The 21,127-nt window shown below is 50.3% G+C and carries 18 protein-coding genes and 1 other annotated feature; of the genes, 4 read left to right on the plus strand and 14 right to left on the minus strand.

Annotated features, from left to right (window positions below; genetic code table 11):
- Positions 1-39: 39 nt before the first annotated feature.
- Positions 40-302: a binding site (T-box leader), on the minus strand.
- A 22-nt stretch (positions 303-324) separates the two neighbouring features.
- Positions 325-1,224, minus strand: coding sequence for a phosphatase PAP2 family protein (locus SPTER_RS11745; RefSeq protein WP_170233240.1), 900 nt, complete (start codon positions 1,222-1,224; stop codon positions 325-327).
- 62 nt (positions 1,225-1,286) lie between these two features.
- Positions 1,287-2,009, minus strand: coding sequence for an HAD family hydrolase (locus SPTER_RS11750; RefSeq protein ID WP_170233241.1), 723 nt, complete (start codon positions 2,007-2,009; stop codon positions 1,287-1,289).
- Positions 2,010-2,292: 283 nt separating this feature from the next.
- Between SPTER_RS11750 and SPTER_RS11755 the strand changes: the two genes are divergently transcribed.
- A complete protein-coding gene (locus SPTER_RS11755; protein ID WP_144350574.1) occupies positions 2,293-3,195 on the plus strand; it encodes a DMT family transporter in 903 nt (300 codons plus the stop codon).
- Positions 3,196-3,292: 97 nt separating this feature from the next.
- Here SPTER_RS11755 and SPTER_RS11760 read toward each other — a convergent pair whose 3' ends face one another.
- The 4 genes from SPTER_RS11760 to SPTER_RS25900 form a co-directional block, all read right to left on the minus strand.
- A complete protein-coding gene (locus SPTER_RS11760) occupies positions 3,293-4,492 on the minus strand; it encodes an electron transfer flavoprotein subunit alpha (protein ID WP_144350575.1) in 1,200 nt (399 codons plus the stop codon).
- A gap of 19 nt (positions 4,493-4,511) precedes the next feature.
- On the minus strand, positions 4,512-5,297 hold the full coding sequence (locus tag SPTER_RS11765) for an electron transfer flavoprotein subunit beta/FixA family protein (protein WP_144350576.1): 786 nt from the start codon (positions 5,295-5,297) through the stop codon (positions 4,512-4,514).
- Between the two features lie 200 nt (positions 5,298-5,497).
- The gene (locus SPTER_RS11770; protein WP_144350577.1) at positions 5,498-8,926 is read right to left on the minus strand and encodes a DNA polymerase III subunit alpha; all 3,429 of its coding nucleotides are present in this window, start codon (positions 8,924-8,926) and stop codon (positions 5,498-5,500) included.
- Positions 8,927-8,973: 47 nt separating this feature from the next.
- Complete coding sequence (locus tag SPTER_RS25900) at positions 8,974-9,201, minus strand: FmdB family zinc ribbon protein (RefSeq protein WP_144350578.1); 228 nt, start codon at positions 9,199-9,201, stop codon at positions 8,974-8,976.
- Between the two features lie 765 nt (positions 9,202-9,966).
- Between SPTER_RS25900 and SPTER_RS11780 the strand changes: the two genes are divergently transcribed.
- On the plus strand, positions 9,967-10,398 hold the full coding sequence (locus SPTER_RS11780; protein WP_144350579.1) for a hypothetical protein: 432 nt from the start codon (positions 9,967-9,969) through the stop codon (positions 10,396-10,398).
- 237 nt (positions 10,399-10,635) lie between these two features.
- On the opposite strand, the gene SPTER_RS11785 is transcribed toward SPTER_RS11780, so the two are convergent.
- From SPTER_RS11785 to SPTER_RS11820, 8 genes are all read right to left on the minus strand, one after another.
- Entirely contained in the window at positions 10,636-11,256 is a 621-nt protein-coding gene (locus SPTER_RS11785; RefSeq protein WP_211367550.1) for a flavodoxin family protein, read from the minus strand.
- A 773-nt stretch (positions 11,257-12,029) separates the two neighbouring features.
- Positions 12,030-12,359, minus strand: coding sequence for a NifB/NifX family molybdenum-iron cluster-binding protein (locus tag SPTER_RS11790; RefSeq protein WP_144350580.1), 330 nt, complete (start codon positions 12,357-12,359; stop codon positions 12,030-12,032).
- Positions 12,360-12,433: 74 nt separating this feature from the next.
- On the minus strand, positions 12,434-13,234 hold the full coding sequence (locus SPTER_RS11795; RefSeq protein WP_144350581.1) for an NAD-dependent epimerase/dehydratase family protein: 801 nt from the start codon (positions 13,232-13,234) through the stop codon (positions 12,434-12,436).
- 55 nt (positions 13,235-13,289) lie between these two features.
- Positions 13,290-13,919, minus strand: coding sequence for a class I SAM-dependent methyltransferase (locus SPTER_RS11800; protein ID WP_144350582.1), 630 nt, complete (start codon positions 13,917-13,919; stop codon positions 13,290-13,292).
- A gap of 22 nt (positions 13,920-13,941) precedes the next feature.
- Positions 13,942-14,409, minus strand: a complete 468-nt coding sequence (locus SPTER_RS25350) for a nitrogenase component 1 (RefSeq protein ID WP_246105584.1) — start codon at positions 14,407-14,409, stop codon at positions 13,942-13,944.
- A gap of 163 nt (positions 14,410-14,572) precedes the next feature.
- Positions 14,573-15,679 (minus strand): ABC transporter substrate-binding protein, encoded by a 1,107-nt coding sequence (locus SPTER_RS11810; RefSeq protein WP_144350583.1) that lies wholly within the window; start codon positions 15,677-15,679, stop codon positions 14,573-14,575.
- A 71-nt stretch (positions 15,680-15,750) separates the two neighbouring features.
- A complete protein-coding gene (locus SPTER_RS11815; RefSeq protein ID WP_144350584.1) occupies positions 15,751-16,527 on the minus strand; it encodes an ABC transporter permease in 777 nt (258 codons plus the stop codon).
- Positions 16,528-16,577: 50 nt separating this feature from the next.
- A complete protein-coding gene (locus tag SPTER_RS11820) occupies positions 16,578-17,378 on the minus strand; it encodes an ABC transporter permease (RefSeq protein WP_144350585.1) in 801 nt (266 codons plus the stop codon).
- Between the two features lie 861 nt (positions 17,379-18,239).
- Between SPTER_RS11820 and SPTER_RS11825 the strand changes: the two genes are divergently transcribed.
- Both SPTER_RS11825 and SPTER_RS11830 read left to right on the plus strand, forming a co-directional pair.
- Positions 18,240-19,109, plus strand: a complete 870-nt coding sequence (locus SPTER_RS11825) for an ABC transporter substrate-binding protein (protein ID WP_144350586.1) — start codon at positions 18,240-18,242, stop codon at positions 19,107-19,109.
- A gap of 31 nt (positions 19,110-19,140) precedes the next feature.
- The gene (locus SPTER_RS11830) at positions 19,141-21,108 is read left to right on the plus strand and encodes a peptidase U32 family protein (protein ID WP_144350587.1); all 1,968 of its coding nucleotides are present in this window, start codon (positions 19,141-19,143) and stop codon (positions 21,106-21,108) included.
- The last annotated feature ends 19 nt before the right edge of the window (positions 21,109-21,127 follow it).

Here is a 21,127-nt window from a genome sequence, read left to right on the forward strand (position 1 = left end):
TTTAGAAAGCTTAGGCTGAAATAAAAACGACCATCTCACCCCAGGGGCGAAATGGTCGCGATACCACCCTTTTTGAAAAGCCTAAACCTTCCCTTGTTCAGGTACGGGAATAATAAATCCGATACCCTAGCCTGTTAACGGCGGCGTCCGGCCCAGCCTACTGGCAAATAATGCGTTTGGTGGGCAGCTCACAGGTCCATTCCAGATGCTCTCCAGGCCGGTCATCACACCTCCGGAAACCCCGGTCACCGGCTCGCTGAACTACAGTTTACATATGTACTCGTCCTGTTCACAGCTATTTACACTATCAACTTTGAAATCATTTTACCGTATTGATTTTGTAATGTCAAGTATATTTTTTTTTGGTTTTATTCTGTCTATACCTGCCGGAGCAAGTCCCAGCAGGTTAAATAGCCAGGGTGCGCCCAAGGTAAGCCACAATCCTGCCAGCCAGTAGCGGATATACCGGAACAGCAAAAAACAAGCATGTTCTTCCTGGGGAAACACAACCTTCAGACCGGCCCAAATAAGAAGTAAGCCTGTGAACCCCACTACCATCCGGCCGGACAATTTAGCCCACTCTCCCTGCGGTACGCCGGCGCCGGCGCCAGCACAGCGCCGTGCGATAATAAGACCAATACCGGCCCCGGACAGGGCCGCAACAATCGCCGCACTGTCTTTACCGGGGTGCAGCCAAAATAACAAAGCCGGCCCCATAAGGGCAAGCAGGGCCTGCTGCCAGGTCTTTAGCCGCCCAAGCCAATTGACCAGCAGCGGCTCGGCCAAGCCGCTGCCAATAAGCAGAACCAGCCCCAGGACCCAGCCTGCCAGTACATCAGAAGGAAAATGTACGCCCAGATAAATGCGGGAGAAACCAATCAAGCCGGCAATAACGATGCCGAGCGGCCATAAATAACGCTGTGGGGCCAGCTTGGCCAAGCCCAGCCAGAATACCAGCCCCGTCTGGGCGTGGTTGCTGGGCAGGCTGTAGCCGTCGACCGGAAACAGCTGCAGCTCAGGCCGGAAGGCAAAAGGGCGGGGCTGGGCCAGGATATCCTTTAGCGAAATGTTGATATAATGCGATACCATTACAACAAAGGATAACCGTACCCCCAGCCGTAAATCGCCGCACCAAAGGAGGATTGGCAGGGCCAGCAGGTAAAACACTTCCTGCCCCAACAGCGTCCCCCCCCGGAATATGGTATCGGCAACCGGACTGCGCATTTGCTGTATAAAGGCAATTATATCCAAACCATAACGCAATAGCTCATTCCCATTCATTAATGTTATCCATTTTCAGCCCTGATAATCCCGGTGATTGTTGCAGCCAGTTCCGCCAGTGTTCCCTGATAATCGGCCTTTGCTGCCACCGCTTGCGAATTCAGCAGGCAATCGGTAACCAGATAAGTTTTCATACCAACCTTGGCTGCCGCCAAATCCTCGATAACATCATTTCCCACCATCAGACATTCCACCGGCAACCGCCCGATGCGTTCAGCAATTTCCAGATAGTATTCAGGATGGGGTTTGCAAAAATGACATTCCTCATAACAGGTGACAAGGGTAAAATCAACATCCCCCACCCCGGCCCAGTCAAGCCGCTGCCTGATAGCATTAAGCGGGAAGATCGGATTAGTCGCAATAACCACATCCAGCCCCAGCTCAGCCACAGCCATAACCGCCCGCCGGGCATCGCTGCTGGTTTTGGTGGTTGGTTTAACCAAAACAAATTCTGTTTCGTAGAAATTATCAATTACAGGCAGCAATACCTCAGGCGCAACACCAATGTTCGGCAAGAAATCCTCAAAAAACACCTGCTGATTGGTCTTGGCTTCATCGCGGCTGCTAATCATGACGGCAGTCGAAGCCAATAACTGTTTGATGAATTTTTTAGGATCAGCAACATTGGCAACCCTCGCCCCCAGCTGGTTCAGATACGCCTGTAAAAACAGATCCTGATTCAGCGGCAGCAAAGTTCCGTCAAGGTCAAATAATACACTTTTTATCATGTATGATAACTCCTTTGGCATATTCATTACAACTCAGTTTATTAAAAAAAACCGGCTTATGCAAGTCCTTCAGGACAGCGGCAGCTGCTGCCGGTGCCCTGAAGGGTATAAATTTTTCTTATCCATGGGGGGCACAGCCCTGAATTTATGAATTCTGACGGGGAAAAAACAGCTATAAGCCAATTAAAAGAATAGTCCTGCTTTCCTAAAAACTTAGATCATCACGATTGCCAGGAAGGAGTCTTACTATTTATATTGTATATATGTATAGTGAGGTGTTGACATGCACGTACATCTGATATTAGCCCTTGTTGCTTTTCTCTGGGGCTTAAACCCGCCGGTTATGAAAATCGGGCTGCTGTACATTCCGCCAATGCCCTACAATGCGGTGCGCTTATTTGCCGCTTTAGCAGTCAGCTGGTTTGTCCTGCGGCGTTTATGCACCTGGCTGCCACTCCGGCGGGAAGACCGGCAGGCGCTTATTATCTCCAGCCTGGGCTTCTTCTTTTTTCAATTGTTTTTTACCTTCGGCGTCCAACTGACCACAGCCGGCAACTCATCACTGATTCTGGGCTGTCTCCCGGTCAGCATCGCTGTCATCAACCATTTTCATCATCTGGAAAAAATTAAGGCAGGGGTGATACGGGGAATCATCCTCTCTCTCGCCGGCGTAACACTAATGGTCGCCGGTACAGGCAAAGAACTCAGCCTCACCGGTGATCATCTGTTCGGGGCCTTGCTGCTCCTGACGGCCTCATTGAGTTATGGCTACTACACGATCTTTTCCCGGCCGCTGGCTGCCACTTACTCGGCCTATCAGATAACAACCTGCATCCTCCTGATTTCCACCGGGCTGTTTACGGTTATCTCCCTGCCGGCCATTGTAGGCGTTGACTGGCGGGCTGTGCCCTGGCCCGGCTGGGCCAGTTTCTTATACTCCGGCATATTTCCGCTCTGCCTGGCTAACTGCCTTTGGATCTGGGGAACGGCCAAAGCAGGCAGCACCACAGCCTCCCTGTACAATAATTTATCCCCTGTTTTCGCGGTAGGTGCCGGCTATTATTTTCTTGGGGAAACATTTGGCTTATTGCAATTTCTTGGCGCTGTCATCATCCTAGCCGGTCTGTATGTTGCCAACAACCAGAATAGCGCCCCGGCTGAAAAAAATTATAATGAAGCATCATAATCCGCACAGTAAAAAAACAGTCGCGCATTCCGGCAGGTTCGGAATGCGCGACTGTTTTTACGGCAGTTCCCGGCAACACATTACGTAATTTTTCCGGCTAACAAGCCTGCTTTATTTTTTTAATCTCTTCAATCAAAACTGGCAGCACTTCCAAAACGTCGCCGACAATACCAAAATTGGCTGACTTAAAGATGGGTGCATCGGCATCTTTATTGATGGCAATGATGATATCAGAGGTCGACATGCCGGCCAAATGCTGGATAGCACCACTGATGCCGCAGGCAATATAGACCTTGGGGGCGACTGTTTTACCTGTTTGTCCAACCTGGTGAATCGCAGGTTTCCAGCCAGCCTCAACAGCCGCGCGGGAAGCGCCGACGGCGCCGCCCAGAACTGAAGCCAATTCCTCAATCAGCGCAAAATTCCCGGAGGCACCCAGCCCCCGGCCGCCGGCGACAATAAACTGAGCCTCTTCCAGGTTGCAGGCTGCCGTATCACTAACTGACAGAATTTCAATCAGCTGGGTACGGATGTCTTGCGGTTTTATTTTGCCGGCAACACGCACAAGTTCCCCGCGGCGGGTACTGTCCGGCACCGGGCGCTTAAATACGTTGGGGCGGACTGTGCCCATTTGCGGACGATGGTTAGGGCAAAGGATCGTAGCCATAATATTGCCGCCAAATGCCGGCCGGGTCCAGGCGACAAGCCCTGTTTCTTCATCAATGCCCAGACTGGTGCAGTCGGCAGTCAGACCAGTGCCAACCCGGCAGGCCACCCGGGGGCCAAGGTCGCGCCCGTCATTGGTGGCGCCCATAAGGATAACCGCCGGTTTATAGGTATCAATTAAATCGGTAAGCGCAGCCGTATAGGCATCGGTGCTATAGTGCCTGTATTCCGCTCCTTCTACTACATACACTTTGTCAGCACCACTGGCAAACAGTTCCCCGGCCAGTGGCTCAATGCCGTCCCCGATGACAACAGCCGCTAACCGCTGTCCCATGGCCTCAGCCAGTTTACGTCCTTCTCCCAGCAACTCCAGCCCAACATTACGGGCCTGGCCGGCAAACTGCTCGATATATACCCAGACCCCCTGATAGGCACTGATGTCTGCTGCCGGTTGCGCTGCCGCCGGCCGGCTAATCGCCGTTACGGGGCAGACATCAATACAGGCGCCGCATACTGTACAGGCATCGGTAATTACAGCCTTATCCGCTTCCATAACAATCGCGTCGAACGGACAGGCACCGACGCAGGCACTGCAGCCTATACATTGCTCTTTTTCAACATGAACAGCCATTGTAAAGTCCCCCCTGATATCAGATGATTTTGGCCTGATTAAGTTTAGTCAGCAACCGTTTTACCGCAGTACGGGCGTCATCCTCCTGAATAATCTCACCCTGAACCCGCTGCTGGGGGGTAAAGATACGGCGCACCTGGGTAGGTGACCCTTTTAGCCCGATTTGTTCCGGCTGAACATCAATATCGGCAGCCGTCCAGACAGTTATCTCTTTCCGGTTCGCTTTCATAGTACCCTTGATGCTGGGATACCGCGGCTCATTAATCGATTTTACCACACTCAGCAGCACAGGCAGCCGGGTCTCAATAATCTCATACCCTTCCTCATGCTCACGTTCAGCCCGTACAGTCCCGTCTGCAATATCCAGCCTGGAGACATAGGTAATCTGAGCAATAGCCAAATGTTCGGCAATCTCCGGTCCTACCTGGGCCGTATCGCCGTCTATCGCCTGCTTGCCGCATAGGATGACATCAAAAAGTCCCAGTTTTTTGATCCCTGCTGCCAGTGTATGGCTGGTAGCCAGCGTATCGGCGCCGCCGAAAGCACGGTCACTCAGTAAAATCGCTTCGTCAGCCCCCAGGGCAATGCACTCCTTCAAAGCGTCCTTAGCCTGCGGCGGCCCCATCGAAATTACAGTTACCCGGCCGCCATGCTTTTCTTTCAGCTGCAATGCCTCTTCCACCGCATTTTTATCAAAAGGATTTACAATACTGGGTACTCCCTGGCGAATCAGGGTATTAGTCTGCGGGTCAATTTTAACCTCAGTAGTGTCTGGCACTTGTTTCACACAGACAATGATTTCCATCACACGTCCCCCTGTTGTCGATATCAGATAATAAGTACAATATAACATCTCTTATTTTAATATTATTTACTGGCAAACTGCAACATTTTCGTATAAATACCCAATTCCGCCATAAAAGCCAGCCTGCCCCCGCTCCGCAGGCAGATACGGGTCAGGCAATCTGCCTGCGGAGCATACAGCTATGCTGTCATTTCTTATGCTTAACAGGTAACCGCCCCTTTGCCCAGAAGCCCTTCAATAGCCGCGAAAGCGGCCGGGGTCGGTTCAATCCAAAAATCCCGTTCAGTTTTGATAATGCGTTTGCTGTCAACCAGATGCAGATAGACAGCCGCTGACCCCGTATATTTATTCAGCAGCTTTTTAAGCGCGGCCAGAGTGGCCGGTGTTTCCTGCTCTTTACGCAGGGTGATTCTGACCTCAGCCCCGGCGCTGCTCAGCGGGCTTATATCATCAGCCATGATTTTGACGCCTTCTTCATGGATATTAAGGCGGCCGGAAACTACCACAGGCAAGTCCGGCGCCAGCAGGCGGCCGGTTTTTTCAAAAATCCGGGGAAATACGATAATCTCCGCCTGACCGGTAAAATCCTCAAGATTAATAAAACACATCATACTGCCATTTTTGGTATTAATGCGCTTGGCACTGGCGATCAGCCCCCCGACCCGGATGGGCTGGCCATCGGCGTACTGACCTTCGGCTAAACTGCCAAGTCCGGGCAGGGAAGCAAGCCTGGTACGGTATTTATCCAAAGGGTGACCGGTTACAAAAAAGCCGGTTATTTCTTTTTCCAGCGCCAGCAATTCTTCCTGCGGCAATTCCGGTAAATCAGGCAAACTTACATCATTGACACAGTCCAGAGTGTCCTCGCCAAATAAGCCCAGCTGGCCGCTGGCCGCATCTTTTTGCCGGCAGCCGGCCACCTCCACCGCCTGCTCCAGAACTGCCAGTAGTTGTGACCGCCGGGCCTTCAGTGAATCAAAGGCCCCGGCTTTGATTAAACTCTCGATCACCCGTTTATTTACCACCCGCATATCGACACGGGCACAAAAATCAACAAGGGAGGTAAACCTGCCGCCCTGCCGCCGGGCGGCAATAATGCTCTCCAGGGCATTGCCGCCGGCATTCTTTACCCCGGCCAAACCGAACCGGATGGCCGGGCCGTCAACAGAAAAGGCCCGGCCGCTGGCATTAATGTCAGGCGGCAACACAGCAATTCCCCGGCGCCGGCATTCCTCAATATAATAGCCGACCTTATCGTTGGTCCCCATTACGCTGGTCAACAGGGCCGCGTAAAATTCCTGGGGATAATGAGCCTTCAGATAGGCTGTTTGATACGCCACCAGCGCATAGGCGGCACTATGGGATTTATTGAAGCCATAGTCGGCAAAATGCGTCATAAGCTCAAAAACCTCATGCGCCAGCTTGGCGTCAAACCCCCGCTCCGCCGCTCCCTGCAAAAAAGATTCCCGTTGGGCAGCCAGCACTTCATGCTTCTTTTTCCCCATTGCCCGGCGCAGGAGATCGGCCTGACCCAGGGAAAAACCGGCCAGCACCGAGGCAATCTGCATAACCTGCTCCTGATATAAAATAACACCAAAAGTATCTGCTAAAACCGGCTCCAGCACCGGGTGCAGATAAGTAACTGTTTTTTTGCCATGCCGGCCGTCGATAAAATCCGACACCATACCGCTGCCCAGCGGCCCGGGCCGGTAGAGGGCAACTAGCGGGATCAGATCGTCAAACCGCTCCGGTTTAAGATCCCTGACCAGATTGGTCATACCGCCTGACTCCATCTGGAATACACCGGAGGTGTCGCCGGCGGACAGCATCACACAGGTTTTCGTGTCCTCAAGGGGAATCTGCTCAATATCAAGCTCTTCGCCCCGGTTTTCTTTTATTAAAGCAATGGCATCACCAATAACAGTCAGGGTTCTGAGTCCCAGCAGGTCCATTTTCAGGAGGCCAATCTCCTCTACCCGGTCTTTGTCAAACTGGGTAGTGACAAACCCGTCGCTGGATACCTGCAGGGGCGCGAAGTGAGTCAGCGGCTCCCTGGCAATCACCAGACCGGCCGCATGGGTTGAGGCATGACGCGGCAGACCCTCCAGCGCCATCGCCAGGTCAACAAGCTTCCGTACCGTAGCTTCCGTATCATATAAGCCTTTCAGTTCCTGATTGGCAGCTAATGCTTTTTTCAGGGTAATGCCCAGTTCGGCCGGCACCAGTTTGGCAATCCGGTCAACCTCGCCGTATGGCAGGTTTAACGCCCGCCCCACATCGCGGATAGCGGCCCGGGCGGCCATAGTACCGAAGGTAATAATCTGAGCTACCCGGTCGCTGCCATACCGTTCCACAACATATTCGATGATTTTGCTCCGCCGTTCATAGCAAAAATCGATATCAATATCAGGCATCGATACCCGCTCCGGGTTCAGGAACCGTTCAAACAGCAAGCCATATTTAAGCGGGTCAATATTGGTAATCGCCAGCAAATAGGCAACAATACTGCCGGCCGCCGAACCCCGGCCCGGCCCTACCGGAATCGCCTGACTGCGGGAGTAATTGACAAAATCCCAGACGATCAGAAAATAGCTGGCATAGCCCATCTTTTTTATAACGCCAAGCTCATAATCAAGCCGGGCATGTATTGCCGGCGTTGGCTCAGGATAGCGCTTGCTGACAGCCTCCCGGCATAATTGTGTCAGGTATTCCTCGTCACTTATTCCGGCCGGCGTGGGGAAATCAGGCAGATAAAGCTTGTCAAAATCAAAGGCAACCTCGCAGCGCTCGGCAATTTTACAGGTATTAGCCAGCGCTTCCGGGTAGGCGGCAAACAACTCCGCCATTTCCGCCGGGCTTTTCAGATAAAACTCATCACTGGGAAATTTCATCCGCACCTGATCGTCAACGGTCTTGCCGGTCTGGATGCAAAGCAGGACATCATGGCATTCTGCATCCTCTTTGTTGATATAATGGGCGTCATTTGTGGCAACAAGACCAAGTCCCAGCTGCTTCGCCAGCTTAACCAGGTGTTGGTTGGCCTGTTTTTCCTCAGGCATGCCATGATCCTGCAGCTCGATATAAAAATTCTCGGCCCCGAATATCTCACGGTACTCAACAGCCAGCGCCTCGGCTTTCGCCAGGTCCCCCCGCAGGATAGCAGCCGGTATTTCACCGGCGATACAGGCGCTTAAGCCAATTAAACCGGCACTGTAGCTGCGCAGTATTTCCCGGTCGATACGGGGTTTATAATAAAAACCTTCGCTATAGCCACGGGATACCAGCTCAATCAGGTTACGATACCCCTGCTCGTTGGCGGCCAGCAGGATCAGATGATAATAGGCTTCGCCCTCTACGGCGGCCTTATCAAAACGGGAGCGGGGGGCGATATAGACCTCGCAGCCGATAATTGGCTTAATCCCCTGTTTTTTGGCTTGTTTATAAAAATCAATGGTACCATACATCGTGCCATGATCAGTCATCGCCACCGCCGGCATCCCCAGTTCCTTCGCCCGGCGTACCAGGTCGCTAATCCGCCCGGCCCCGTCTAACAGACTATATTCAGTATGATTGTGGAGATGGACAAACGCTATACGCTCGCCATGTTTTATTCCGGATTCGTTCAACATTTTTTACCCCTCATATATAAAAGCATCGAACTATCTATCACTGCTTTTTAGTGACAACCAGAGCAGCAGCCACCACAGCCGCCTGAATGCTTGGCCATATCGCACCCAGTTGTTGACCGCTTAGCCATCTGGGATGGTGCTGTTACTGAAAGCACTTTGGTCAAAGTGTCTTCACTACAGGCAGGACAAGGTATACCAGCGTTATCTGCACCACTTTTCTGCAACAATTCCACTGACTTACCACATTTCTTACAAGAATATTCATATATTGGCATTCTGATACTCCCCCGCAATTGTAATAGCTATTCCAACATGATGGATTACTCTTTATTTTCTATAAGGTTTTTGATTTTCCTATCAAGCCATACGAAATTTACTTGGTTATTCTGTATTGTATATAGCCACTGGGACATTTGGAGACGTCTGTTGTGCGAAAACAAAATTCTAAAATTTATTTCCACCATGTTATTGTTAAAATATTTTCGCACAGCTGACGTCCCTAATTGTCCCCTTCGTCTTGTCCATCTCCTCAGAAACTCCCCGCCGGTAGTCATCTGTACTTGCATTTTACTGCAAACAGGCTATAATTAGAAATAAGGTGGGAATTAAAAGGTCGCCGTGACCTGAAAGTGTTAGCGCACTTCCAGGCCCGTGCAAGGTGAGCACATCACCTACACGTAACAGCCAAGCTGTCCACGACGACATTTCTATTATACACCGCTCTTCGGTCGCGGCACAAGCGGGGGAGCGCGGGGGTAATAGCCGTTGCCGCAGACGCTCCTGGTTGTGAGTGCGACAGGACGCAGCAAATGATTTTGACTAGCCTCAGCAGCTGAGCAGCAGGCAGACCGGAACCTACGGGTTTGTGGCCGCCTGGTTGTTTTGGCCGGTTATGCCGGCTTATTAGCGTTGAGTATGTAACAGATATCACAACAGAACGCATGTGTAGGTTTAAAACCTTTGCATGCGTTCTTTTAATTTCCCCCTGTAAAAAAGCTGACGGCCATACCGGCCGCAGTATAAATATAGGGGGTATATATATGTCTGACAAAATAATGGCATCCGGCGCAGTTTCTTGTCCGGGGCTGGTGTCCGGCCTGCCGGTAGAGCGGGACTGGGCGCCGCAGCAGCCCGGGGCAGAGCAGGATGACCGGCTGATGCTGCAAAGCATCTTAACCGAGGCCTTTAATCAGTATATCTTTGTCCGGGTGGACAATATCCTCAAACTGGCCGGCACCAACGATGCCGAATACAGTAAGACGGTCAGTAAAGTCGGCGCGACCCTCGACCGGCTGCTGGCCCTGGCCGGGGAACTGGAGGGCCAGTATCCGGAATTGCTGGAGCTGGTCATGGATTTCGAGTCCTTCACCGCCCTGGAGTCCGGCCACTCGGCGGAAATCGCCTACAAGCAGGGCTTGCGGGACTGCAGCCATATCCATCAGGAGTTTATGACCTTCTCGCAGCAGCGCTAGGCTGGAAGTGCAGTGCTTAATTCCTGCGATTAAGCGTCTAATGAATGATAGCGGGCAAAATAGCCCGCTATCATTCATTAATTACTGCATACTAAGGATAGAACGGCGACTGCCGCCAGCAGTCGGCTATTCGTATCTCAACCAACATAGAGTTTTCGCACAACCTGACGTCCCCATTTGTTTGTCCATTGTTTGATATTGGCATTTATTCCCCCAACAACATCTCCGTATTGGGCGTTATAGTATTAAATATTTAACATCTAATGCAAATTTTTTAGCCTTATCAATAACTTCTTCAGTTTCGAAATCAGTAATTCCGTTAATATCTCTAACAGCTAACATTCCCAGATAATGAAGATGTGAATGTTCAACAAGGCGCTTTACTCCTGCTTCAAATAAATCCGCACCATTTTTAATTTCATAACCACAAGTAGCTATAATGGCGCACTTTTTACCTTCCCATAGGCTATAATGCCTCTTGGTATTTCCATAATATTTATTCATACTGAAAAGTCTGTCCATAACGATCTTCATTGGCGCAGTGCAAAACCAAGAGTATATTGGAGTGGCAAAAACTATACAGTCAGCTTCCAGAATTGCTTTGTAAATCTGTTCCATTTCATCGTCAATAGGACAACCGGGTCGGCCTTCAATGCCTTGACAAGCAAAGCAACTCCTGCATGGTTCCATATGCTTGTCACAAAGCCATATATATTGAACATCTATTCCCTCAAATTTTAGTTGCTCTATAAACGGCCGTAACAGCGCTTCCGTATTCCCGTTCTTTCTCATACTGCCCATCAGAATACATATACTCATGACGTGATAACCTAATTCCCTCCCCTGCTCTATTTTCATGTCCTGCAGTAACTATAGCATCAGCAATAAAGAATTTGAGATTTTGCTCAAGATTATTGTCAGCAATAGCAGTTCGTCCGGATCCATCAGGTCGGACATTCGGTCGAGTAGAGGCCTATCTCGCGACGGCCCCCCTCACAGAACCGGACTTGCCCTATTAAGGCATCCGGCTCTTCATAGCAGCATTTACTTACGCTTAGCCATAGCTATTGTTTGGCCAACTCAGCTATCCTTGTCAGTTTTGTTTCCAATGGTTTCTCTGCCTCTAGTGCAGCCATTGTTTCTCTTTCCAAGGGCTCTACTATATTACGTCCTTCCCTCCGCAGGCATTACCCTGCTTCCTTGGTACTACTACGTAATCCGACTCCCTGCCACTTATTTGGCTTCCTTGTCTTCAACTTGTCGGCCATACTCCTATCGGAGAGCGGCAGGGTCTCCCAAGTTCACACGGAGTAACAGTGTGTAGCATGCCAAGACCTTCGATCCCGGGGCGCCGGGCTTAGCTCGCCTTTATCGCTAAACTCGGTATTGTCTTCTGCTCGTCCCATGCATCGACCTTTCCCATTAGGGATTTCGGGATTCTACATCTTCAGCTTGCGCTTTCGCCCTACTACCTTTCCTGCCTACGCTTAGACCTGGCGTTACCGCTTCAGTCCCAAGGCTGGATACTGGGTGACTGGCTAGGCCTTCCCAGGCGGGATTCCCACCCGCTATACTCCGTGTGCTTCTTGGCGCACGGGACGTTCCTTTTCTGTCTACATTCGGCAACGATTTTATTTATTCAAAGAAATTATCTGCTGCAAAGCATCCTCAATAAAGGTGGGGATTACGTAAGGTTTAATGCCTTTCGATATTAATTGCTTCTCCATAGCAGGCCCTATTTGGCTGACTAGTACGAACCGGCAGTCAGATATACGCTCGATTGCTTCAGACATTGCATAATCGTGGCGTTCATCATAGCTCTTTGAAGGCGCATTCTTTCTGGTTTCGATATATTTATACTTGTTCTCATTCACTTCAACAATATGAAATTCTTTTGCTCTGCCAAAATGTTCATTAACAAATTTTCCGTCTAAACTCGCTATTGCAATTTTGTATGACATTTACAGCCTCCCGTAAATCCTTTTATTCTATTTATTTTCATTTATCGCAATTGTTTGTATCCATTTTCGACTATTTATATATAAATGCCACACTCTCGCTTGCTGTCACGTTGTTCATACCGCACCCCCGGTTCTACAAATACCATATGTGGTTCTACTTCCACTGCCTTTGCACAAGCTTCAAGCCAGCCTTGAAAGGTGATAGAACGTTCTCCTGAAATGTTGTAAATTTGACCAAAGCTTTTTTCTTGCAACATAGATTGCATAACCGCATTTACCAAATCATCAATATGTCCAAACTGTACAATTGTCTGGCCTTTCCTGGGAACGATAATTGGCTTATTTTGCAATAACCACCGGAATACATAAGTTTCTCTATCGTGGCTATTACCTGGACCGTATAGGTAAAAAGGACGGAATATAGTAATCGGAAATAATTTTTCTTGAAAACTTCTGCGCAATTCTAGCTCACAAAGATACTTGCCTGTACCATAAGTCCCCCATATTGAATTAGAACCTGTTTCACTTTCCTCGTTTAGCGGATACTCCTCGGTATGCCTATAAACAGTTGCACTACTAATATGGATAAAATGACCGATTCTTCCCGCTAAACAGTCTATTGCTATCTTTGTTTGTGCAGGATTATAAGCCGAAATATCAAATACAACATCAAACTTTAATCCTTCGAGTACGCTCATAACCTCACGATGATTATTTCGATCAGCCAATAATTGAATACAGTCTGGGGGAGTAGAATTATTTCCCCGGTTAAGAATATAAACTTGATTTCCAGCTTGTACCAATCTTGTTGCAACTGCTCGCCCAACAAATTTGCTGCCACCAAAGACTAAACACGTCTTCATTGCTATAACCATTCCTTCCGCCTTGCCAAGGCACAAAACATAATGAAATATGAAATGTGGCGAAATGTTAGCATGGCTTTCTTACAGCAAGCTCCCAAAGTATTTTGTTATCGTTATACCTGTTCATTGCATATTCGCTGCATTGTTCGACTGCCCATTCCGCAAAAAGTCTGTCAAGCTGCTCTTTATCAAAAAAACGTTTAAAATTCCCGTCAAGGCAATAAAAATTTTCTTCAATAACAGTCCCCTGGCCAGCACCGTGCTTAGTGTCCTTCACCGAGTTCACCCGCACCAGCAAAAACCCGTCTTTTATCAGCACCCGTTTGATATCGTCAACGATCTCCCTCGTCTTACGCCAGGGAAAATAATGCAGAGAGAGATCGGCAATCACCACCTTCGCACTGCCGTCGGCAAACGGCAGCCCCTCAGTCATATCAAACCGCTTTGTCACCGGCCTCTCTATAAAAAACTTCAGCCTTTTCAGAGCTTCACCGGAAAAATCACAGGAAATCACCGCATGGCCTCTTTCGCTTAAATATAACGTATCATTGCCACACCCGCACCCCAGGTCAAGAATAGGGAAGTCCGGTGTATTTTGTAAAATGTCGGTGTACTTTTCCAGCCACAAATCGTAGCTAGGTTTCGCAATTCCTATGGCAGCATACAATTCATCCCAAAATTCATTCGGCTGTTTCATGCTTCCGCCCTTTTTACTTTGATTATTGACCATTAGCCCATCGAAACCTCGATAATCTTTCCACCTGTTCCAGGGTGGCAAACTGGACAATAAACTGCGGCTCCAGCCCCAGGCGGTTCAGCAGGCGGATAACCTGCGCCCTGCCAACACCGGCAAAATTAATGATATTCACCAAATCAGGCCGTTTTTGCTGTGCCGGTTTTACAATATAAGCCAACAGGGCATGGAAGGCGGCATCAAAGCCGGATGCCCACAGCTTGGAGCAGAGCCCTTCGCAGTGAACCGGCACCAACGGCACAGGGATTTCTTTTTCCATTCTTTTAAAATTCCACTGACATCCTCGCCAATAATGCCGGACACGCAGGACGTTGTCACAAAAATGACTTTCGGCTTGAAACGCCGAATCCTTTACCGAGCCCTTATACGCAATAATAGCAGACAGCCGGGTCTCTCTCACCTTTGCTTCTGTTACTTTTAAGTTAATGGCCATTACACTCCGCCTCTTTCCCGTTTTCCATCTGAATTAATACTTCCGATTGCTGGATTGCTCGCAGGAGACCTGGCCGGGCTCTGCGCCGTCTCTGTCAAGCCGGCAACTGTTTGATTAACCGACGGTGCCGGGGGACTGTTGTCCCCCGGACCATCCAGTCCAGCTAGTTGGAAAACTCCTTAGTAACCAGATCGTTTATACTTAGCTGCCCTTCTTTCAGAAAACCGTCTTTGACAAGATCGTCAATCCAGGGTTGAAGCAATCTGTCCGGAATGCCCTTGCTGGTATAATAATAGTGAACCGCATTGACCGGCTGCCCGATATAATCCCCGGTCAGTTTAATGGCTTCGTATTCATTTTTCGGATCGACGCTCCAGGCGTTAGCTTTTCGGATCGCACGGACAAAGCGCGCTACGGCCTCCGGGTTTTCCTCAATAAATTTTTCCCTAAAATAATAAGCTCCGGTTCCCGCCGCTTCCCCAAGACCGGTGTCCAGCGTGTCAAATACTTGCAGCAGCTTGGAATCCGCCGCCAGCTTGTAAAAGGGAGGGTGAACCCCGACAATATCCAGATTGCCCTGTTGGGCAGCCTGCAGAGCCGCTGTATCGCTATCAAAAGATACGAATTGAATGTGCTCCCGGCCATAGCCTAAATGATCAAAAGCGTTGTCGGCGATAAATGTCGTACAAATAGGCTTCGTACCGTTAATCGTAACCTTCTTGTTTTCGCTTTTTCTCAGTTCAACCAATTCCGCCAGGGAGCTGACCCCCAGTTTCGGACTCAGATAATAGCGCATATGCCGGTATTTCGGATCCACGTCCGGGGTGGGGTCAACACCGTTTAAAGTGACCGCTTTAATTTTGGCGCCGGCGGCGATATACGTAGCCAGCGCGTTGATATGGGCTGTTGCAACATCATTTGTTCCGTTTAACACCGAAGGCAATATCTGCGGGGTTTTCAATTCACCGGTGTATTCAACATTCAACCCTTCCTCGGCAAAAAAGCCTTTTTTCTCGGCAACGACCCAGGGCGTGGAACCGCAGTTCTTTTTGGTATCAGTCTTAATTGTCAGCACCTTTTTCCCGGAAGCGGCCGGGTCAAAGCCGCCGCTCTTTAAGTCCCTTAAGCCAACAGCTCCCTGTATTTCAGATCCCGTTGAAATCCCCTTCTTTGTTTGTCCATAAAAGCTGCCAATCCCGATTGCCACCGCCAGAACTGCTGTCACAGCCCCGATAATGATAAATTTCTTTTTTTGACCCCTGTCAGCCATATTTTTTTGCCTCCTTATTTGTGCTTATGTTTATTTCAATCCGGTTCATCCGGACTTGTTTTCCCGGCGGCTTAGCTCAGTTGCGAAGCCTCTTTCCAGACCAGGAAACGTTTTTTCAGCCGGGCAAAAGTAACGTTGACCCCAATTGCCAGTATGGTAATATAGAGAACGATACCGTACATTAAGGCCAGCTCATATCTATGCGTGGAGCTGATATAGAACCAGCCAAGACCGGTGCTGGCGCCAATCACCTCCGAAGCGATGATCATAAAGAAAGCAATTTGCGCCGCTATCTCAATGCCGATAAAAATATTGGGCAAGGCGTAGGGCAAGATGACTTTGCGCAACAATTCCCAGCGGGTTGTTCCCATGGAGCGGGCCGCCTTTAGCAGATTGCGGTCCATATTGCGCGCGCCGGTCATCGTATTGAAAAGCACTGGCCACAAGGTGGACCAAAATATGACCACTACTTTCTCCAGCGTACCGATGCCGAAAAAAATCATAAAGATGGGAATAATCGCAAAAGGATTCAATTTTTCACATGTGCGCAGAAAAGGCAGCAGGGCCTTCTCCGCCGATTCGAAAAAAGTTCCCAGCAAAAATCCGAGGGGCACGCCGATCAGCACAGACAGACTAAAACCCATGACGACCCGTTCCAAACTGATCAGTGTCTGTTCCCACAATATGCCCGAAGCCGCCACTTTGAAGAGGGCTATTATGGCATCGGAGGCTGGGGAAATAACCCCCTCGGGGATTAGACGGGGTCCAAATTCCCAAAAAATAAAGAACAAAATAATCGAACTGCTGTTAAAGGCCAACCTTTGCAGTTTAGGCAGCAAAAGTTTCATGTAGCGGATACCTCCTCTGGATAATTTTATACTTGCCGTCGTTCCGCTGTTCAGGCGGCAGCTCTTTTCATCTCTTGGGGAAACTCCTGCTCCTGCCAATAGAGCACAATGCTCTCCAAAGTTTCAAGCGCATAATTCAAAACAAAACCTACGCCTGCGACCAGGATAGCGCCCAAGTAGATCCGCTCTACAAAGCCCATGCTTTCCGCATTGTGAATCATCCAGCCCAACCCGGAATCCGCCCCCATACTCTCAGCGCCGATCAGCATAAAGAAGCTCATCGTCAAACCCGTCCGCACGCCGGAAATAATGGTCGGCATGGCGCCGGGCAGCACGATTTTAAAAAAGATTTCCAGCTTATTGGCATTCAGCGCTCTACCGGCCCTGATTAAGAGAGTATCCACATTTTGAATGCCTACTATTGTCGTAAACAGGATCGGCCAAAAGGAAGACCAGAAAATAACGAGTTGAATACCACCCTCGCCAACCCCCACGATAATGACAAAAATCGGGAACAAGATAAACGGCGGGATACTGGAGAGAAAAATCGTCAATGGCCTGAGAAATCTGGCCAGCCAGGGCAATGCTCCGGCCAGAATAAAGCCCAGCGGCAACGCCAGCAAGGTAGCCAGGAAAAAACCGGTAAAGACCCGCTTGAGGCTGATCGAAATGTAAATCAGGACATTGGGCAATCCTAAATCGATCGCTGTCCGGATAACCCGGGACAGCGGGGGGAGAAATACATCGCTGGCCCAGCCTAACCGTGGTGCTATTTCCCACAAAATTAACACCAAAAGATATAAATAAACCCCGAAGAGCTTGTTATGGACTGTTTTTATAATCTTTTTCATACGTTCCTCCTTAGCCTTATAACTAATCAGCCGAATTAGCTTGATTTTAGGCAATTTTCGCCATTCACACACCGGCAATACCGGCAAAGCTCCGGCCGCGGCCTCCTGGCGACCCGACGGCGACATTCTTTCAGTTCAATCCGCTGCCTGCTCACAACACATTTCCCTCCCTGCTTTTTCGTTCCTGTGTTAATCCCCGCCCTTGCCCCTCCTTATATTAAAACTAAAGGCAGAAAGAAAATTCTTTCTGCCTTTAGTTTTTAACTAATCAGCCCGTGCACCTGATTTAATGCAATTATCCGCCATCATACACCCGGCGATACCGGCAAAACTCGGCCGCAGCCTCATGGCGACACCGACGGCGACATTCTTTCAGTTTATTTCTTATTTCGCTGCCTGCTCACAACACTTTTCCCTCCAGCTTTTTCGTTCCTGCGTTATCCCCGCCCTTACCCCTCCTTATATTGAAACTAAAGGCAGAAAGAAAATTCTTTCTGCCTTTAGTTTTTAACTAATCAGCCCGTGCACCTGATTTTTATGCAATTATCCGCCATCATACACCGGCAATACCGGCAAAGCTTCAGCCGCGGCCTCATCACGATAAAATAAAGGCTGTATCCCGTTAAGGAACACAGCCTCTAGTTTAATTCCAGTCAGCAATTAGTACTCTATTATATTGATACTATAATAAACCGTCTCTTCCCAGTTGTCAATCTCATCATTGCATTTATTTTTAGGGGATATGAAAATTCCAGCTAGGTGCAGCGCAAAGATATTCACCTATTTTACCCCAGTTATGGCAGGTATTAATCAAATAAATGTGGAAACTGTAATAAAAAAAGAACCAGAGGTGTTGTACATTTGCATCATATTGGCATTCTCCAGTTAACCCAAAACCTTGACGACGCCGTGCACGGCTTTAAAGCCGGCCTGGCAGAGCAAAACCTGACCGCTGAATTTTATTATGTGAACGCCGACGGTGCCGTAAGCGACCTGCCGCGGCTGGCCGGCAAGCTGGCAGAGCAAAAAGTAAACCTGATCTTTGCTTGTTCAACCCCGGCCGCGCAGGCGGCTGTACAATTAGACGGCACTATTCCGGTGGTATTCACGCCGGTGTTTGATCCGGTCGGCGCAGCCCTGGCCCGGACACTGGACAAACCGGGCGGCAAAGCTACCGGCGTGGCCGGCATGGTCCCGGCTGCCGCTAAGGCTGCTTTTATCCGGGAACTGCTGCCTGCCGCCAAAACCATCGGCATTTTGTACCATACCGGTGACACCAACGCCCTGCTGGAGACAGCAAATTTCAAACAGGCAGCCAGCGAACTATTCACCCTGGTGGACCTGCCTGCCGACAAGCCGGCAGATCTGTCGGTACTGCCTGACAGACTCCCCCCCGGCCTGGATGCTTTATTTTTGCCAATTGGCCGGATCATCGAAGAAAACTTTGCCAGCGTGGCCTATTATGCCGAAGCAGCCAATCTGCCGGTTATTACCTCGCACGCCCCCAATGTGCCGTCAGGGGCGTTAGGGGCGCTGGTGGCTAATCATTACGAACTGGGCCGGGCCTGCGCCGTTAAAGCTGCTCAGATTCTGGCCGGCGCCAAACCGGGCGATATTCCTGTCGGTCTTGTCGATCGGCCGGAAGTTCAGCTTAATGCCTTTGTTGCCGCCAATTTAGGCATTGAACTGCCCCCGCCCCTGCTGGCACAGGCTAAAGAGATATTTGAATAATTGACTATATAAAATCTGGAGTGAAATATACATGCTGCTAACCCCGCAATCTGTCGAACTGCTGGCCCCGGCCGGCACCTGGGAGGTGCTTGAAGCCGCGGTTGCCGCCGGCGCTGACGCTGTATACCTCGGCGGCAAGCGTTTTAATATGCGCCTGCACCGCACTGATACCAATTTTGATGATGAAAAACTGGCCCGGGCCGTACAATATGCCCACAAGCACAAGGTTCGCCTCTACATCACCGTTAATAACCTGATCAGCGAGCGGGAAATCCCCGGCATGCGCGATTACCTCCGGCTATTGAACCAGCTGCAGCCGGATGCGCTGATTGTTCAGGACCTGGCTGTTCTCGAGCTGTCACGGCAGCTAAATATGACCGTGCCGCTCCATGCCTCGGTCATGATGAATACCCATAATGAACATTCCATAAAAACGCTGATGGATTACGGCATAACCCGGGTGGTAACCAATCGCGAGCTGACGCTGACTCAGCTCAGGCTGCTTAAAGAACGTACCGGTATTGAACTTGAATATTTTGTCCATGGCGACATGTGTGTGGCTCACAGCGGCCAGTGTTACCACTCCGGCATCGTTTTCGGCCAAAGTTCAAACCGTGGCCGCTGCCTAAAACCCTGCCGCTGGCCATATCAGCTGATCGACAGTGCTACCGGCCGGCCGGCAGCCGCCGACCCTGGCCCTTATAAGCTGGCAATGAAGGATATGTGTATGTACAACGCCTTGCCGGAGCTCATTCAGGCTGGCGTATGCTCCTTCAAGATTGAAGGCCGCATGCGCACCGCCGCTTTTGTCAGCCGCATCGTAAAACTCTATCGCCAGGCAATAGACCGCTATATTGCCGACCCCACCGGTTATTCCTTGGACCCTGCCGGCTGGCAGGAACTATATGCTTACCGTTCCCGGGACTTTTCTACCTGCTATGCGCTTGGCAATCCCGGCGCCAGCTCGATCGGCTACACCGGCGAACGGGAGCCGCGCTTTTTCAGTCAGGCAGTCCAAGAGGCCGGGCTGGCCGTTCCTGCGGTCTTGCCGGCAGCCAGTATCCCCCCCCGGCCAACTGTCAGTCAGTTCCCGGCTGAACGCCCTACACTGGCAGTACGGGTTGCCGGAATTGCGGCACTGGCCGCCGCCTTTGAAAACGGTGCCGACGTTGCCTACATTGGCGGTGAGGCTTTCAAGCCGGAGGAACCCCTGACCTTACAGGAGATTAAGCAGGCTATTACCCTGGCCGGCCAATATAACACACAGGTTATTGTTACCACCCCCCGTATTACGATGGAACGGGAAACAGGTGAACTTGAGCAGTTATTTACCTGCCTTGAGGCCGTTAAACCCCACGGCCTGCTGGTTGCGAACAGCGGCATGCTGCGTCTGGCCCGGCAAACCACCAGTCTGCCGGTTCAGGCTGATTTTTCGTTCAACCTGTTCAATCACCTGACTACAGCCTGGCTTAAAGCCAATGGGGCCAGTAAGGCCACCATTTCCCTGGAGGCTGCTTTTGAACAAATTGCCGAACTGGCTCCCGGCAGCCACCTGCCGCTGGAAATTATTGTCCATGGTGCCCTGGAAGCCATGGTGCTAGATCATTGCGTACCGTCTGCAGTCCTGGCAGGAGCACCTGCTCACGCCTGCTCCCAGTTGTATCCGTCACAGCACTATGCGCTATTGGACAGTGCCGGCGAACGGCATGACATTAAGATCGATCAGTATGCCCGCAACCACATCCTGTTTGCCAAAGACCTTTGCCTGCTGACCCATTTACCCGCACTGCTCAGCACCGGTATCAGCAACTACCGGATTGAAGGTCAGCATTACCGGCCGGAGCTTGTCGGGCTGCTTACCGCCGCCTACCGGACCGAGCTTGACAGGCTGAGTGCCGGTGATGCCGGCAGTTTTGATAAAAACCTGCTCAGCAGGCTGGGAGCGGCCAGCCCCCGAAAATTGGGCATCGGTGCTTTCCGCTACCGTCTATCCAGATAATACTACCGCTGTATCAATT

The sequence above is a fragment of the Sporomusa termitida genome, assembly GCF_007641255.1.
GTDB lineage: Bacteria > Bacillota > Negativicutes > Sporomusales > Sporomusaceae > Sporomusa > Sporomusa termitida.

What these genes read in the sequence shown, in the direction of transcription:
- SPTER_RS11765 (WP_144350576.1), bottom strand. Translation starts at nt 5,297, where the DNA reads ATGGAAATCATTGTCTGTGTGAAACAAGTGCCAGACACTACTGAGGTT.
- SPTER_RS11790 (WP_144350580.1), bottom strand. Translation starts at nt 12,359, where the DNA reads ATGTCATACAAAATTGCAATAGCGAGTTTAGACGGAAAATTTGTTAAT.
- SPTER_RS11795 (WP_144350581.1), bottom strand. Translation starts at nt 13,234, where the DNA reads ATGGTTATAGCAATGAAGACGTGTTTAGTCTTTGGTGGCAGCAAATTT.
- SPTER_RS11745 (WP_170233240.1), bottom strand. Translation starts at nt 1,224, where the DNA reads ATGCGCAGTCCGGTTGCCGATACCATATTCCGGGGGGGGACGCTGTTG.
- SPTER_RS11810 (WP_144350583.1), bottom strand. Translation starts at nt 15,679, where the DNA reads ATGGCTGACAGGGGTCAAAAAAAGAAATTTATCATTATCGGGGCTGTG.
- SPTER_RS11755 (WP_144350574.1), top strand. Translation starts at nt 2,293, where the DNA reads ATGCACGTACATCTGATATTAGCCCTTGTTGCTTTTCTCTGGGGCTTA.
- SPTER_RS11760 (WP_144350575.1), bottom strand. Translation starts at nt 4,492, where the DNA reads ATGGCTGTTCATGTTGAAAAAGAGCAATGTATAGGCTGCAGTGCCTGC.
- SPTER_RS11785 (WP_211367550.1), bottom strand. Translation starts at nt 11,256, where the DNA reads ATGAAAATAGAGCAGGGGAGGGAATTAGGTTATCACGTCATGAGTATA.
- SPTER_RS11815 (WP_144350584.1), bottom strand. Translation starts at nt 16,527, where the DNA reads ATGAAACTTTTGCTGCCTAAACTGCAAAGGTTGGCCTTTAACAGCAGT.
- SPTER_RS11750 (WP_170233241.1), bottom strand. Translation starts at nt 2,009, where the DNA reads ATGATAAAAAGTGTATTATTTGACCTTGACGGAACTTTGCTGCCGCTG.
- SPTER_RS11780 (WP_144350579.1), top strand. Translation starts at nt 9,967, where the DNA reads ATGTCTGACAAAATAATGGCATCCGGCGCAGTTTCTTGTCCGGGGCTG.
- SPTER_RS11830 (WP_144350587.1), top strand. Translation starts at nt 19,141, where the DNA reads ATGCTGCTAACCCCGCAATCTGTCGAACTGCTGGCCCCGGCCGGCACC.
- SPTER_RS25900 (WP_144350578.1), bottom strand. Translation starts at nt 9,201, where the DNA reads ATGCCAATATATGAATATTCTTGTAAGAAATGTGGTAAGTCAGTGGAA.
- SPTER_RS11800 (WP_144350582.1), bottom strand. Translation starts at nt 13,919, where the DNA reads ATGAAACAGCCGAATGAATTTTGGGATGAATTGTATGCTGCCATAGGA.
- SPTER_RS25350 (WP_246105584.1), bottom strand. Translation starts at nt 14,409, where the DNA reads ATGGCCATTAACTTAAAAGTAACAGAAGCAAAGGTGAGAGAGACCCGG.
- SPTER_RS11770 (WP_144350577.1), bottom strand. Translation starts at nt 8,926, where the DNA reads ATGTTGAACGAATCCGGAATAAAACATGGCGAGCGTATAGCGTTTGTC.
- SPTER_RS11820 (WP_144350585.1), bottom strand. Translation starts at nt 17,378, where the DNA reads ATGAAAAAGATTATAAAAACAGTCCATAACAAGCTCTTCGGGGTTTAT.